Below are 14,358 nucleotides of genomic sequence, written 5' to 3'. Positions count from 1 at the left end.
CCGTCCCGCCTCCGGATCAGGCGGGGGTCAGGCCCTGGTTGCCCACCTCGGTGACGAAGGAGGCGGCCGTCGTCACGGGGGCGCCGGGTGTGGTGACGGCGGACACCGTGCGGTAGTCGGCGCGCGCCTGGCGCTCCTGGAGCGTGACCAGGGCATACCCGCGGCGTCCGTTGTAGTACTTCATGTGCGGGTTGGCGGTCGTGAGGTTCGTCCAGTTGGCCGGCTTCTCCGAGCCGTTCTTGCCGCTGGTGACGGAGGTGGCGACGATCTCGGTGCCGACGGTGCGGGAGGCGGGGTTGTCGAAGTCCCGCTTCAGATCGAAGGCGTAGCCGACGTGCACGTCGCCGGTCAGCACCATGAGGTTGTCCACCCCGGTGGCCTCGGCCCCTCTCAGGATGCGGTCCCGGGATGCCGGGTAGCCGTCCCAGGAGTCCATGGAGAGCTTGTAGGCATCGGTCGGCACGTCGCGCCGCTGGGCGAAGGTGACCTGCTGGGGGACGACGTTCCAGGTGGCCTTCGAGTGGCGCCAGCCGTCGATCAGCCAGCGCTCCTGGGCGGCGCCGGTCAGGGTGCGCGAGGGGTCCTCGGACTCGGGCCCGGGGGTCTGCCAGCCGTCGCCGTACGCCTGGTCGCTGCGGTACTGGCGGGTGTCGAGGATGTCGAACTGGGCGAGCCGGCCGAACTGCAGGCGCCGGTAGAGCCTCATGTCCGGGCCGTCCGGCTGCTGAGGGGCGCGCAGGGGCTGGTTCTCCCAGTACGCGCGGTAGGCGGCGGCCCGGCGGATCAGGAACTCCTCGGGCGGCACACTGTTCTCGGGGGTCTCGCCCGCGTAGTTGTTCTCCGTCTCGTGGTCGTCCCAGGTGACGACGAAGGGGTGCGCGGCGTGGGCGGCGCGCAGGTCCGGGTCGGACTTGTAGAGGGCGTACCGCAGCCGGTAGTCCTCCAGCGTGGTCGTCTCCCGGTCGAAGAGGGCGGGCAGGGTGCGGTCGGTGTAGTTGCGGGCCCCGCCGGTCGCGGAGACGGCGTACTCGTAGAGGTAGTCGCCGAGGTGGAAGACGACGTCGACGTCCTCCTGGGCGAGGTGCTTGTACGCGGTGAAGTAGCCGTCGTGGTAGGCCTGGCAGGAGACGGCGGCCAGGCTCAGTTCCCGCTTGTGGGCGCCGGGGGCGGGCGCGGTGCGGGTCCGGCCGACGGGGCTGGTCCATTGCCCTGCGCGGAAGCGGTAGTACAGGACGCGGTCCGGGGCGAGGCCCTTGACCTCCACGTGGACGCTGTGGTGGAACTCCGGGTGGGCGGTGGTGGTGCCGCGCCGGACGATGTGCCGGAAACGCTCGTCGCGGGCCAGCTCCCAGCGCACCTCGACGCGGGCGGCGGGCAGTCCGCTGTCCGGCTCGAACGGGCGGGGCGCGAGCCTCGTCCACAGGAGGACGGATTCGGGCAGCGGGTCACCGGAGGCGACGCCGAGGGTGAACGGGTCCTCGCCGATCTGCCGGGCATCGAGCTCCGCGGCGCTCGCCGCTCCCGCGGCCGGCAGACCGACGGAGAACGCGAGTGCGGCGGCGGCGCCGGTAACGGTGAGAAAGCGCCGGCGGCCCGTGTGCCGGACTGCGTCGCGCAGCTCCTGCTGGTGCGATGAGTGCGTCATCTGTCCCTCCCCTGACTGGTGTTGTGGGGGAAGTCCACCGGGCCGGCACATCGAGCGGTTGGCGTGCTCGCGTCGCACGGGCGTCGCCCGGATGAGGAATGCGGCAGGAATGGATCCCCAGGGGCAAACTCCGCGTACGCGGCAAATCCATGATCATCAACTTCTCGCGCAACGGCCCGGAAAACGCCGGGGCTGCTCCGGGAATCACTCCTCGGGACGCGAACACCCCGCGCAGCCGTACCTTTTGGCGCCGCCCGCCCCCTCCGGAAGGCACTCCGCCGGACGGCTGGGCGTACGCTGCCGCACCATGAGCAACAAACTGTTGAACTCCGCGACGAAGACGGCTGTGGTCACGGGCGCGGGCACCGGAATCGGCCGTGCCGTGGCTCTCGCGCTGAGCGGCGCCGGCTGGGCGGTGGCGCTGGCGGGCCGCCGCCCCGAGCCGCTCACCGAGACCGCCGCACTGGCCGGGCCGGACGCCCGGGTGATCACCGTGCCCGCCGACGTGTCGCGCCCCGAGGACGTGGACGCCCTGTTCTCCTCCGTACGGGAGTGCTTCGGCCGCCTCGATCTGCTCTTCAACAACGCGGGCACCTTCGGGCCGGGTGCCGTGCCCGTCGAGGACCTCTCGTACGAGGCATGGCGCACGGTGGTCGACGTGAACCTGACGGGGGCGTTCCTGTGCGCGCAGGCGGCGTACCGGCAGATGAAGCAGCAGGACCCGCAGGGCGGGCGGATCATCAACAACGGCTCGGTATCCGCCCACGCGCCGCGCCCGCACTCGGTCGCCTACACCGCGACGAAGCACGCCATGACCGGCCTGACGAAGTCGCTGTCGCTGGACGGGCGTCCGTACCGGATCGCCTGCGGACAGATCGACATCGGCAACGCCGCGACCGAGATGACCGAGCGGATGCGGACCGGGACACTCCAGGCCAACGGCGAGCTGGCCGTGGAGCCGGTGATGGCGGCCGCGGACGTGGCACGGACGGTCGTCCACATGGCGGAGCTGCCGCTGGAGGCGAACATCCCGTCCGTCACCGTGATGGCGACGGCGATGCCCTACGTGGGCCGGGGCTGACGGAACCGGGCGAGGGGGCGGCACAACCCACGCCACCATCCGGGAATGGTCGCGGGCCCGGCTCGGTTGTGCCGCACATGACTGATCTTCCCCAGCCCGCGGTCCTGCGCTACACAGCCTTCTCCGCCGACCCCGCGGGCGGAAATCCGGCCGGGGTCGTGCTGGACGCCTCCGCGATGGACGACGCGTCCATGCTCGCCGTCGCGGCCGAGCTCGGGTACAGCGAGTCGGCGTTCCTGACCGGCCGCACCGAAGCGTCGCAGCCCGGAGCGCACGGTTACGCGATCCGCTACTTCAGCCCCAAGGCCGAGGTCCCGTTCTGCGGGCACGCCACCGTGGCCACGGCCCTGGCCCTGGCGGAGCGCGACGGCCCCGGGGACCTGGAGTTCGCCACGGCGGCGGGCCCGGTTCCGGTCACCGTCGTCCGCGAGGGGACCGAACTGCGGGCGACCCTCACGAGCGTGGAGCCGCACGTCATGGACGCCGCCCCGAAGGACGTCGAGGAGGCACTGGCCGCCCTGGACTGGCCGGCCGCCGATCTCGACCCGTCCCTGCCGCCCCGGATCGCCTACGCGGGCGCCCGGCATCTGGTGCTGGCCGCCGCGAGCCGTGAGCGGCTGGCCACGCTCTCCTACGACTTCGCGCGGCTCGAAGCCCTGATGCACCGGCTGGACCTCACCACCGTCCAGCTCGTGTGGCGCGCTTCGGAGACCGTCTTCCACGTCCGCGACCCGTTCCCGGTCGGCGGTGTGGTCGAGGACCCGGCGACGGGCGCGGCGGCGGCCGCCTTCGGCGCGTACCTGCGCACCCTGGCCCTGGTCCCGGACACCGCCGCGCTGACCCTGCACCAGGGGGAGGACATGGGCCGTCCCGGCACGCTGACCGTCACCCTGCGCGCGGGCGACGCACGGGTGCGGGTGAGCGGGACGGGGACCCGCATCCCGGACCCGGCGAGCGCCTGACCGAGGGCCGGCGTCAGCGGCTGAGGAACTCGCGGTACCAGGGGGCGTGCTGCGCGAAGGACGTCTTGAAGTCCGGGCCCGGGGCGCAGCCGAAGTCCTGCACGAGCCTTCCGTCGGCGAACCAGTGGTCCAGGGTCAGCATGTCGAAGTGGTGCGTGGCGTACGGGACGCCGGCCAGCCGGGTCCGTGCCTCGTCCAGGCCGATCTCCGTGCCCGCCCAGGGCAGTTCGAGTTCACCGAGCACCGTGGACAGCAGGTCCGAGCAGGTCACCGGCTCGGGGTGGTTGACGTGGTAGACGCCGGACGGCGGCTTCGGGGCGAGCGCGGCCCCGAGCAGTGCGCGCCCCAGGGTCTCCACGTCGATCAGCGAGTGGCGGGCGTCGCACCCGGCCGGCGCCGCCGACAGGTACCTCAGCAGGGCGACCAGGCCGGGGATCGCCCACCGGTCGCCCGCCCCGTGCACGATGTGCGGGCGCAGGACGGCTCCCCCGGCTGCCAGGACGTGCTGCTCGGCGGCGACCCGGGTCAGGCTGGTGGCGGAGACGGGGGCGGGGTCGGCCACGCCGGGGAGCAGCGCGGTGAAGGGCCCGCGGCCGTAGACGGACGCGGTGCTCAGCTGGACGATCCGGCCGACTCCGCTGCGTACCGCCTCGTCGACCAGCGCACGGGTCCCGTGGTCGTTGACGATCCTGGCGGTCTGTTCGTCGGAGCCGATCCGGGAGGCGCAGTGGATCACGGCGTCGACGCCGTCGCAGCTGCCTCGCAGCGATCCGGGGTCGGCGAGATCCCCGTACACCGTCTCGCAGCCGGACCCGGCCACGGAGGCGTCGAGGGCGGTCCTGTGGGTCATCAGGCGCACCTGGATCCCGGGCGTCGCACGGGCGGCGGTGGCTACGCGGCTGCCGATGAAGCCGGTCGCGCCGGTGATGAGGATGCGGGGGCTCATGAGTGGTCCGTTCTGACATCGCCGGGCCCGGCCGGGTGGTGGCCCGGCGAGCGGAGGGTGCAGGTGAAGGCCGGTTCGCCGTCCTGAACGGCCCGTATGAACACTCCGGCGGGCGAGAGGGGGTCGTCGTCGTCCGGAAGCACGGTGGCCTCGATCCGGCAGGGACGGTCCAGTTCCACGTACTGGAGGAAGTCGGCCTGCATCCCCGTGGGCAGGAAGGTCGCGCCGGTGGCCGCGTGCGCGGCCTGCCGGGCCGCCTCCAGCAGCAGGATGCCCGGCACGTGGTCGTTGGGGCGGCCGAAGAGTGTCGGATGCCGGGTGTCGAGCCGCAGCAGCCAGGTGCCGGGGTCCGTGCCCGGTGAGAGGACGACGTCGTTCTCGGAGGTCCTGCCGACCGTGCGCGGTGCGACGGCGGGCAGGAGGGGTATCGGGGTGTCGAGGACGGCGCTGCGGTGGCCGCGCAGCCTCTGGTACGCCCCGGCCGAGGTGCAGCTGATCCGGCCGCCGCCGGTGGCGAGCACGGTGCCGCGGCGGTGCAGGAGGAGTTCGAGATGCATGGCGCCGAGGCTCCGGCCCCGGCGGCGGATCCGGGAGCAGGAGACGTCCACCGTGATGTCCCACGGGTCCTCGCCCAGTTCGAGCCGTTCGGACGCGGAGGTGTACCGCAGCTCCCACATCACGAAGGCGTCTCCGACGGGGACGCCGAACTGGGCGTGGGCGATCAGCATCGTCGTCTGCCGCATGGTCTCGGCTATGAGCAGAGGGTCCTGGTGGCGGCCCCCGACGGGGGCGAAGAAGCGGTGGGACCGGGGCCAGTGGGCCGGTACCGAGAACTGGGTGTCGGTGAGCTGGGTGAGGCCGGTGGGAAAGACGTCGAGCGGGTCGGCCCGGTGGACCAGCTGTCTCAGCCGGTCGGGCGATCCGTCTCTGCGGCCGGGCTCCTCCCCGGCGGAGGCGGTGGCCTCTTCCGGACTGCCGGCGGAGGCCTCGGCACGGCCGGCACCCGTGGAGTGCCCGGCCTGCTCGACGCTCTCCACCGACATCGAAGCGCTGCGTGAGGTGAGCTGAACCATGAAGTTCCCCCAGGAGGATCCGAGTCAAAGGGCCGAGCCGCCCCGCAGTAAGATACTGACAGCCCGGTTTTCCTTTCCAGCCAACCCCCTGTGGCACCAACCACGCCACCAGTCAGAGAGAAGCTGATGGCACAGCAGGCGCGCGCGATCCAGACCCGCAGGTCGATCCTGGTGGCGGCCGCCGACGTGTTCGACGAGCGCGGCTACAGCAGCGCGACGATCAGCGAGATCCTGGCGCGCGCGGGGGTGACCAAGGGCGCGCTGTATTTCCACTTCGCCTCGAAGGAGGACCTCGCGCTCGGGGTGATGGACATACAGCTGCACAGCGATCCGCTGCCGCCCCAGCTGACCAAGCTCCAGGAACTGGTGGACCAGGGCATGCTCCTCGCCTACCGTCTGCGTCATGAGCCACTGGTCCGGGCGAGCGTAGGCCTGGCCATGGACCAGGCCGTGGAGGGCCTCGACCGGGGCACGCCCTTCCGCGGCTGGATAGACCGGCTCGAACACCTTCTGGTGGCCGCCAAGGGGCAGGGGGAGCTGCTGCCGCACGTCGATCCCGGCGAGGCCGCCGAGATGCTGGCGGGATCCTTCTCGGGCATTCAGGTGATGTCCCAGGTCCTGTCCAACCGCGAGGACCTGGGACGGCGGATCTCGGTCCTGCTGCACTACGTCCTGCCGAGCATCTCGACGCCGGCCGTTCTGGCCACGCTGGACATGGCCGAAGATCGCGGTGAGCGTCTGCTCCGCAGCCTCGAAAGCGTACCCAGCCAGGCAGGCGCCCCCAACTGACCTCCTCCGACCGCCCCGTGACCGCCTGAACCAGACCACGCGGTCCGCAACCGGCGGCGTGAGCGCACCATGGCCGACGGCCCGCTCCGTAGGCTCGGTGGCTCGGCGCCGGCCACCGACAGGAGCCGCCGATGTCCGTCCGCCGCGTCGTGCCCAACATCCCGATCGGCTCGGGTGACGAAACCGGGGACGCCTCCGGAGCCATGCGGGCCAACGCCGCCTTCTACGGGCTCCTGGGCCTCGAGGAGGTCATGAACCACGGCTGGATCATGACACTCGCCTCACCCTCCCACCCCACGGCCCAGATCAGCATCATGACCGCCGACAGGACCGGCCCGCTCACGCCTGACCTGAGCGTGGAAGTGGAGGACGTCGACGCGGTGTACGCGGCGGTGGTGCGAAGCGGCGCGGAGGTCGTGTACGGCCCGGCCGACGAGGAGTGGGGCGTACGCCGCTTCTTCGTACGCGATCCGAACGGGCGCGTGATCAACGTCCTGAGCCATGGCTGATCGACCTGCTGCCGGCCGGTCCCCCCGGCGGCGCACGGGACTGTCCTCAGTCGGTGGCAGCGATCAGGTCCGCCTCATGCGCGATGATGGCGGCCTGCACCCGGTTGCCGACTGCCAGTCTCCTGAGGATGGAACTGACATGAGTTTTGACCGTGCCCTCCACGAGGTCCAGCCGACGGGCGATCTGCGCGTTCGACAGACCCGCGCCGAGCAGCCCCAGCACGACGCGCTCGCGGCTGCTGAGCCGGGCGGCCTGCTCGCGGGCGGCCGATTTCCGCGACATGTTCTCCAGGGACAGGCCCCGGATCACCCGGTGCGCCGCCTCGGGGGAGAGATAGGCGGCGCCGTCGGCAACCGCGTGCACGCCCGCGATCAGTTCACGCGGGTCACCCGACTTCAACAGGAAGCCGCTCGCTCCGTTGCTCAGGGCGCGCGAGATGTAGTCGTCGTTGCTGAAGGTCGTGAAGATGATCACTGCGGTGCGCGCGGAGGACCTGAGGATCTCGGACGTCGCGTCCAGACCGTCCAGCAGCGGCATCTGCACATCCAGCAGGGCGACATCCGGCTGATGGCGGTGGACCATTTCCACTGCCTGCCGGCCGTCGGCGGCCTCGGCCACCACCTCGATCTCCTGGTCGGCCGACAGAATCGCCCGGGCACCCGCCCTCATCATCGGTTCGTCGTCAGCGAGCAGAACTCGAATCAACTGATTCCCTATTCTCTCTTCGCCCCGGCCGGTGCCGCGTCGGTTCACAGCCAGGACTCCCGGTGAAAGGCTTTACGGGTCCCCAGGGGGCCGGTGAACCCGAGCGGCGGGCCGGCCGTTTCCTTGCCGCCTACGCCGAACGACGTAAGGCTATCTGGAGCGTAGCCCTGTGGTGCGGGCTCTCCGTGCCTCCCCTGCTCGGCTCCCCCACCGATCTGACGTCCTCGACGGCCTGGTGGAGACTCGGCGGGCTCGTCCTCCTCGTGCCGGTCGTCGCCTTCCGGGAGCGCTACCTCCCACTGGCCTGGTGTGTCGGCGCGGCGCTCAGTCTGATCAATCCCTGGTATTCACCGGCCCTGTTCGCGATGAGTTATCTCGTCGGCCGGCGGAAGATGCCCGAACCGCCCCTGCAGGTGGCCATCGCGGTGGGCGTGGTCGCCGCGACCATGGTCACCACCGGCATGAAATCGGGCCATCTCACGACCTGGCTGAATGCCGCACCTCTCCTCGTCGGCGCGGTGACCGCCTGGCTGGCAGGCCGGCACCGGCACCAACGTCGCGAGCTCGAACTCGCCGGCTGGCAGCGCGCCCAGCATCTGGAGCGGGAGCAACAGCTGAGCGTCGACCGCGCCCGGATCCGCGAACGGGCCAGCATCGCGCAGGACATGCACGACCAGCTCGGCCACGACCTCACCCTCATCGCCATGCTGGCCGCCGCGCTCGAAGTCTCCCCGCGCCTCGACGAAGCGGCCAGGACCACCGCCAGTGAACTGCGCGTCAACTCGGCCCAGGCGATCACACGGCTCAGCGACATCATCGGTGTACTGCGCGTGGACGCCTCCCAGGAGCCGGCGCCCTCGCTGCGTGAGGACGTCACGAGCACCGTGGACCGGGCGCGTACCGCCGGCATGCTCATCGAGTTGAAGCGGCGCGGCCTCGACCTCCCGGCGCCGCGCAGCGTCGAGGAAGCCGTGCAGCGCGTGGTGAAGGAGGCGCTGACCAACGCCGCCAAGCACGCCCCGGGGGCCGAGATCCAGGTCCTGGTGGAGCGGCTGTCGGACGTCACCCGGGTGGCCGTCACCAACGAGGCACCGGACAGCCCGCCCCACGACACCAGCGGCAGCGGGATGGGACTGGTCGGGCTCGCCGAGCGGGTCCGCGTCCTGGGCGGCACCCTGACGGCACGCCCCCTGGAACACGGTGGCTTCGAGGTGGCGGCACGGCTGCCGCACTCCAGCACCGGTACCGCTCAGTCCCCCGGCCCGGCCGACGGCGGTGGGCTGCCGGGGGCGCCCGTATCGGCAAAGGCCCGGCAGCGGGCCGAACGCCGGGTGCGCCGCAGTCTGGTCGCCGTGGTGGCGGTGCCGGTCGCGGCGACGGCCGCGGTGACCGTGCTGATGGTCGGCTACTTCTCCCGGACGTACGAGAGCATGACGCTCGACACGGACACGTACCGGGGACTGCGGCAGGGACAGAAATGGGAGGACCTGCGCTCCCAACTGCCCGACCAGCAGGTTAATCCGAGGAGTGCGGTGAAGGGCCCGTCGATACCGGAGCAGGCTTCCTGCAGGTACTACCGCGCCGACGGCAGCGGTCTCTTCTCCATGGGGTCCGGGGTGTACCGGCTCTGCTTCACGGACGGCCAGCTCGTGACCAAGGACGAGTTGCGCGAGAAGTGAGAAGGGCCCCGCCCCCGCCCCCGCGAGTTACGTGCGCGGGGGCGACGCACGGAGCCGGCCGGCCGCCAGGTCACTCGGCCGGCGCGTGCATCCCGGGTTCCGGGTGGAACGGGCACTTCCAGTCCGCCGGTACGGCCCGCCCCGAGTACTGCCGGGCCTCCGACGACGTGCCGTGATCGGCCAGCATCGGATTGACGCTTCCCTGCAGCCGTAGCTCCTTGGCGCGGATCTTGCGCTGCAGCCCGAAGTACGTGCCGTCGGCCTTCAGCCTGCCGAACTGCTCATGGGAGTTGAAGACCAGAGCGGGGTACGCGAACCTCCGGGAGATCCGTGAGGAGCCCGGATTGAGTCCGGCGACGAAGAACGGCCGGCCCGCGACGCTGAACCCGAATTCGGACGACTCCGTGTCGCTCGAGTAGCCCTCGCTCCAGGAATAGGACTTCACGTCCAGCCGGTGAAGTCTGCCCAGCTGACCCCAGAGCGCCTCTTCGAACTCTTCCTCTCCGCACTCCCTGGGAGTACGGAATATGGCGACGAACGAGGCGAAATCATGTTCCGCAGAAACATTCGCATCAATGAATTCAATGAGATTCTGATGCAATTTTTCCGTGCAATCGTCGGAGTCCAGCTCCTCATACACATGAGTTACCAGAAGGTCCTGACGTACTGCCGCACGCGCCCCCAGACAGGTGAAGGCATCGCCATTTATCCAGGAGACAAGTTCCTCCTCGATACTCCGCTGCACCGTACCGCCTCCGTTCCGACACAAGGTTTGCGACCGTAGCACCCGTCCACACGGGACCGAATCGGGAGCACCCTCTTTAAGCTGGGACTGAATATCGGACACCGTGACAGCACCGGCTAACCCCAATGACTCTTAAGCTGAGAGTTAATGACCCCGTTTTTTGGTTGCACGGAACGCGGGCGGCTCATACGTTGCTCTTCGCTATTGCTGCCTGATCTATTACCGGTGGCGGCATAAAAGACAAATTGCGGTCCGGTGGGAGACATGGCAGTGACGCGACAGCCACGTAAGATCGAAGACATCTACCCGCTGTCTCCCCTCCAGGAAGGCATGCTCTTCCACAACGTCCTCGACGAGGGGACGGGACCGGACGCGGACGACGCCACCGATGTGTACGTGGCGCAGGTGGCAACGGACTTCGAGGGCGCGCTCGACGCCGACGCCCTGCACGCGGCCGCCGATTCGCTTCTCCGGCGCCATGCGAACCTGCGGGTCGCCTTCCGCCAGCGCAAGTCCGGTGAGTGGGCCCAACTGGTGCTGCGCGACGTCACGGCGCCGTGGCGAACCATCGACCTCAGGCACGCCCCGGCCGACGAGCGCGAAGCGCTGGCCGAGAAGGCGGCCCTCGAGGACCGCGACCGGCGGTTCGACCTCGGTCAGGCCCCGCTCGTCCGCTTCACGCTGCTCCGGCTCGACGAGCAGCGCTACCGCTTCCTCCTCACCAACCACCACATCCTGCTCGACGGCTGGTCGATGCAGATCGTCATGCGGGAGCTGTTCGGGCTCTATCTCGCCAAGGGTGACGCGGCGGAGCTGCCCCGGGTCCGCCCGTACCGCGACCACCTCACCTGGCTCGCCGCGCAGGACGCCACCGAGGCCCGCGTTGCCTGGGCCGAGGCGCTGGCAGGGCTCGAGGAGCCCACCCGGGTCGCCTCACTCGGGGTGGAACATCCGCCGATGGTGCCCGAGCACGTGCTGTTCGGCCTCGACGAGCGGGAGACCGCGGCGCTGACGGGCTTCGCCCGGGAACACGGGCTCACCCTGAACACCCTGGTGCAGGGCGCCTGGTCCCTGCTCCTCTCCAGGATGACGGGCCTGGACGACGTGGTGTTCGGCGTGACGGTGTCGGGCCGTCCGCCGGAGCTCGACGGCGTCGAGGACATGGTCGGCCTCTTCATCAACACTCTGCCCCTACGCCTGCGTCTGCGCCCCGACGAGCCGTTCTCGGTGCTCCTCGGCAGGCTGCAGGAGGAGCAGGCCCGGCTGCTGTCCCACCAGCATCTGGGGCTGTCGGAGATCCAGCGGATCGCCGGGCTCGGTGAACTCTTCGACACGTCCATGGTGTTCGAGAACTACCCGCTGGACGCCGGGGACATGAACCAGGCGTCCGGCGGCCTCAAGGTGCTCGGGACCGTCGGCTACGACGCCACGCACTACCCGCTCGGTCTTGTGGCGATGCCCGACACCACCCTGCGCTTCCAGCTCGACCACCGCCCGGACGTCTTCGACACGGCCGAGGCCACGGCGCTCGGCGAGCAGCTGCTGCGGACCCTGCGGCTGCTCCTGACGGCTCCGCGGACACCGGTCGGCCGCATCGACGTGCTCGACACCGGGCAGACCCGGCGCATGCTCGTCGACTGGAACCGCACCGAACTGGACATGCCGGCCGAGCTTTTGCCCCAGCTCTTCGAGGCCCAGGTGGCCCGTACCCCGGACGAGACGGCCGTCGTCTTCCAGAACACCACCGTGACCTACCGCGAGCTGAACGGCCGGGTCAACCGACTGGCGCGGCTGCTCGTCGAGCACGGCGTCGGCCCCGAGGACGTCGTGGCCGTGGTGCTGCCGCGTTCGGTGGACTCCGTCGTCGCGCTCCTTGCCGCCATGAAGGCCGGAGCCGTCTATCTGCCGGTCGACCCCGCCTACCCGGCCGAGCGCACCTCGTTCATGCTGACCGACTCGGCGCCGGCCCTCGTGGTCTCCTCCGGCGCGGCCGCCGACCGCGTGAGCGTCCTGGAGGGCTCGGGCGTACCCGTGCTGCACCTCGACGACCCCGAGCTTCAGGCGTCCTTGGCGGCGCGGCCGGCCGGCGACCTGCCCGGTGTGCGGGCGACCCGGGACAACGGCGCGTACATCCTCTACACCTCCGGTTCCACGGGCCGGCCCAAGGCCGCGCTCATCAACCACTCCAGCCTCACCAACCTGCTCCATCACCACCAGGCCGAGGTGCTCGCGCCGGTGGTGGAATCCGTCGGCGGCCGACGGCTGCGCATGGCGCACACCGCGTCGTTCTCCTTCGACGCCTCCTGGGGCCTGTTCCTGTGGATGGCGGCCCACGGCCACGAGCTGCATCTGATCGACGACGAGGCCCGGCACGACCCCGAGGCCTTCGCGCGCCAGGTGACCGAACACCGCATCGACGTCGTCGACATGACGCCCTCCGAGTGCCAGCACCTGATCGCCGCCGGACTGCTGGACCCCGACCGGCACCGCCCCGTCCTGATCGTCCTCGGCGGCGAGGCCATCGGGGAGGCGCTGCGCGAGCACCTGACGTCGGTCGAGGGCCTGACGAGCTTCAACTTCTACGGGCCGACCGAGTGCACCGCCGACAGCGTCACCGGTGTCGTCCGCCGGGGCAGCCCGGCCGAGATCGGCACGCCCGTGTCCAACGCCCAGGTCTACGTGCTCGATTCGGCCCTGCGGCCGGTGCCGGCCGGTGTGACGGGTGAGCTGTACGTCGCCGGTGCCGGTGTGGCACGCGGCTATCTGGGGCGCCCCGGCCTGACCGCTGAGCGCTTCGTCGCGAACCCGTTCGGCCCGGCGGGCTCCCGCATGTACCGCACGGGCGATGTGGTGCGCTGGACGGCCGCCGGGGTGATCGAGTTCATCGGCCGCGCCGACAGCCAGGTCAAGGTGCGCGGTTTCCGCATCGAACTCGGCGAGATCGAGTCGCTGCTCGGGGCGCACGCGTCGGTGGCCCAGTGTGCCGTGATCGTCCGCGAGGACCAGCCCGGCGACAAGCGGCTCGTCGCGTACGTGGCGCCCTCGGCCGATTCAGGGACGGACACCGCGGAGCTGCGTCGCTTCGTCGCGGAGCGCCTTCCGAACCACATGGTCCCCGCGGCCGTGGTCGAGCTCGCCAGGCTTCCCCTGACACCCACGGGCAAACTGGACCGCCTGGCCCTGCCCGCCCCCGACTACGTGGCCTCCACGGCGGCGGCCCGCAGGCCTCGCACCCCGCAGGAGGAGATCCTGTGCGGGCTGTTCGCCGATGTTCTCGGCCTGGAACGGGTCGGCGTCGACGACAGCTTCTTCGACCTCGGCGGGCACTCCCTCCTCGCCACCCGCCTCGTCTCCCGCATCCGCAGCAGCCTCGGCGTGGAACTCCCGGTCCGGCGGCTCTTCGAGGCTCCGAGCCCGGCCGCCCTGGCCGAGGGCCTCACCGGCGCCGCCACGGCGCGGGCTGGGCTGGTGGCGGGTCCGCGTCCTGAGCGGGTGCCGTTGTCGTTCGCCCAGCGACGGCTGTGGTTCCTCCAGCAGTACGAGCCCGGCAGCTCCCTCTACAACATCCCCGTCGCCCTGCGCCTGACCGGGAACCTCGACACCGAAGCCCTCGAAGCAGCACTCGCCGACGTCGTGGAACGCCACGAATCCCTGCGCACCGTCTTCCCCCAGGACGACGAAGGCGGCTACCAGGTCATCCTCAAGGACGCCCGGCCCGAACTCCACCACATCACCTCCGGCCCCGACCGCCTGGACACCGACCTCACCGAAGCCGTCACCCACGGATTCGACCTCGCCACACAGACCCCGCTCCGGGCCACCCTCCTCAACACCGCACCCGACGAACACGTCCTCCTCCTCGTCATCCACCACATCGCCGCCGACGGCTGGTCCCTGTCCCCCCTCGCCCGGGACCTCACCACCGCCTACACCGCCCGCACCACCGGCAACGCACCCAACTGGACACCCCTGCCCGTCCAGTACGCCGACTTCACCCTCTGGCAACGCACCATCCTCGGCTCCGAAACCGACCCCACCAGCCCCATCGCACAACAACTCACCCACTGGCAGACCACCCTCGCCGACCTCCCCACAGAACTCGAACTCCCCACCGACCGACCCCGCCCCACCACCCCCACACACCAGGGCGGAACCATCGAGTTCCACATCCCCCAACAACTCCACACAGACATCACCCACCTGGCCCGCCAACAACAAGCCAG

The 14,358-nt window shown here is 70.6% G+C and carries 11 protein-coding genes; 6 read left to right on the top strand and 5 right to left on the bottom strand.

The window, feature by feature from the left end:
• Positions 1 to 16 precede the first annotated feature (16 nt).
• The gene (locus tag ABZ434_RS16380; RefSeq protein WP_359136244.1) at positions 17 to 1,645 is read right to left on the bottom strand and encodes an alkaline phosphatase D family protein; all 1,629 of its coding nucleotides are present in this window, start codon (positions 1,643 to 1,645) and stop codon (positions 17 to 19) included.
• 307 nt (positions 1,646 to 1,952) lie between these two features.
• Between ABZ434_RS16380 and ABZ434_RS16375 the strand changes: the two genes are divergently transcribed.
• Both ABZ434_RS16375 and ABZ434_RS16370 read left to right on the top strand, forming a co-directional pair.
• Positions 1,953 to 2,726 carry an SDR family oxidoreductase gene (locus tag ABZ434_RS16375; RefSeq protein WP_359136241.1) on the top strand — a complete coding sequence of 258 codons (774 nt, stop codon included), beginning with the start codon at positions 1,953 to 1,955 and terminating at the stop codon, positions 2,724 to 2,726.
• A 77-nt stretch (positions 2,727 to 2,803) separates the two neighbouring features.
• On the top strand, positions 2,804 to 3,688 hold the full coding sequence (locus ABZ434_RS16370) for a PhzF family phenazine biosynthesis isomerase (protein ID WP_359136239.1): 885 nt from the start codon (positions 2,804 to 2,806) through the stop codon (positions 3,686 to 3,688).
• Between the two features lie 13 nt (positions 3,689 to 3,701).
• Here ABZ434_RS16370 and ABZ434_RS16365 read toward each other — a convergent pair whose 3' ends face one another.
• Together ABZ434_RS16365 and ABZ434_RS16360 are read right to left on the bottom strand one after the other, a co-directional pair.
• Complete coding sequence (locus ABZ434_RS16365; protein ID WP_359136236.1) at positions 3,702 to 4,634, bottom strand: NAD-dependent epimerase/dehydratase family protein; 933 nt, start codon at positions 4,632 to 4,634, stop codon at positions 3,702 to 3,704.
• The gene (locus ABZ434_RS16360) at positions 4,631 to 5,707 is read right to left on the bottom strand and encodes a ScbA/BarX family gamma-butyrolactone biosynthesis protein (RefSeq protein ID WP_359136233.1); all 1,077 of its coding nucleotides are present in this window, start codon (positions 5,705 to 5,707) and stop codon (positions 4,631 to 4,633) included. The genes ABZ434_RS16365 and ABZ434_RS16360 overlap by 4 nt, the downstream gene beginning before the upstream one ends.
• Before the next feature lie 126 nt (positions 5,708 to 5,833).
• Between ABZ434_RS16360 and ABZ434_RS16355 the strand changes: the two genes are divergently transcribed.
• The gene (locus tag ABZ434_RS16355) at positions 5,834 to 6,496 is read left to right on the top strand and encodes a ScbR family autoregulator-binding transcription factor (RefSeq protein ID WP_359136230.1); all 663 of its coding nucleotides are present in this window, start codon (positions 5,834 to 5,836) and stop codon (positions 6,494 to 6,496) included.
• A 131-nt stretch (positions 6,497 to 6,627) separates the two neighbouring features.
• Positions 6,628 to 7,005, top strand: a complete 378-nt coding sequence (locus tag ABZ434_RS16350) for a VOC family protein (RefSeq protein WP_359136227.1) — start codon at positions 6,628 to 6,630, stop codon at positions 7,003 to 7,005.
• A gap of 46 nt (positions 7,006 to 7,051) precedes the next feature.
• On the opposite strand, the gene ABZ434_RS16345 is transcribed toward ABZ434_RS16350, so the two are convergent.
• Positions 7,052 to 7,711: a response regulator transcription factor gene (locus tag ABZ434_RS16345; RefSeq protein WP_359136225.1), complete on the bottom strand. Its 660-nt coding sequence runs from the start codon at positions 7,709 to 7,711 to the stop codon at positions 7,052 to 7,054.
• 185 nt (positions 7,712 to 7,896) lie between these two features.
• Here ABZ434_RS16345 and ABZ434_RS16340 point away from each other — a divergent pair, with 185 nt between their 5' ends.
• The gene (locus ABZ434_RS16340) at positions 7,897 to 9,390 is read left to right on the top strand and encodes a histidine kinase (protein WP_359136222.1); all 1,494 of its coding nucleotides are present in this window, start codon (positions 7,897 to 7,899) and stop codon (positions 9,388 to 9,390) included.
• Between the two features lie 70 nt (positions 9,391 to 9,460).
• On the opposite strand, the gene gntA is transcribed toward ABZ434_RS16340, so the two are convergent.
• On the bottom strand, positions 9,461 to 10,135 hold the full coding sequence (gene gntA / locus ABZ434_RS16335) for a guanitoxin biosynthesis heme-dependent pre-guanitoxin N-hydroxylase GntA (protein ID WP_359136219.1): 675 nt from the start codon (positions 10,133 to 10,135) through the stop codon (positions 9,461 to 9,463).
• Positions 10,136 to 10,399: 264 nt separating this feature from the next.
• Between gntA and ABZ434_RS16330 the strand changes: the two genes are divergently transcribed.
• Positions 10,400 to 14,358 (top strand): amino acid adenylation domain-containing protein (locus tag ABZ434_RS16330; protein ID WP_359136216.1); only part of this gene is annotated, 3,959 nt, incomplete at its 3' end.

The sequence above is a fragment of the Streptomyces sp. NPDC005761 genome (assembly GCF_040630635.1).
In the GTDB taxonomy this organism is placed as follows: Bacteria; Actinomycetota; Actinomycetes; order Streptomycetales; family Streptomycetaceae; genus Streptomyces.
The sequence above is the reverse complement of the archived record's forward strand: the minus strand, read 5'-3'. Positions and strand labels throughout refer to the sequence as shown.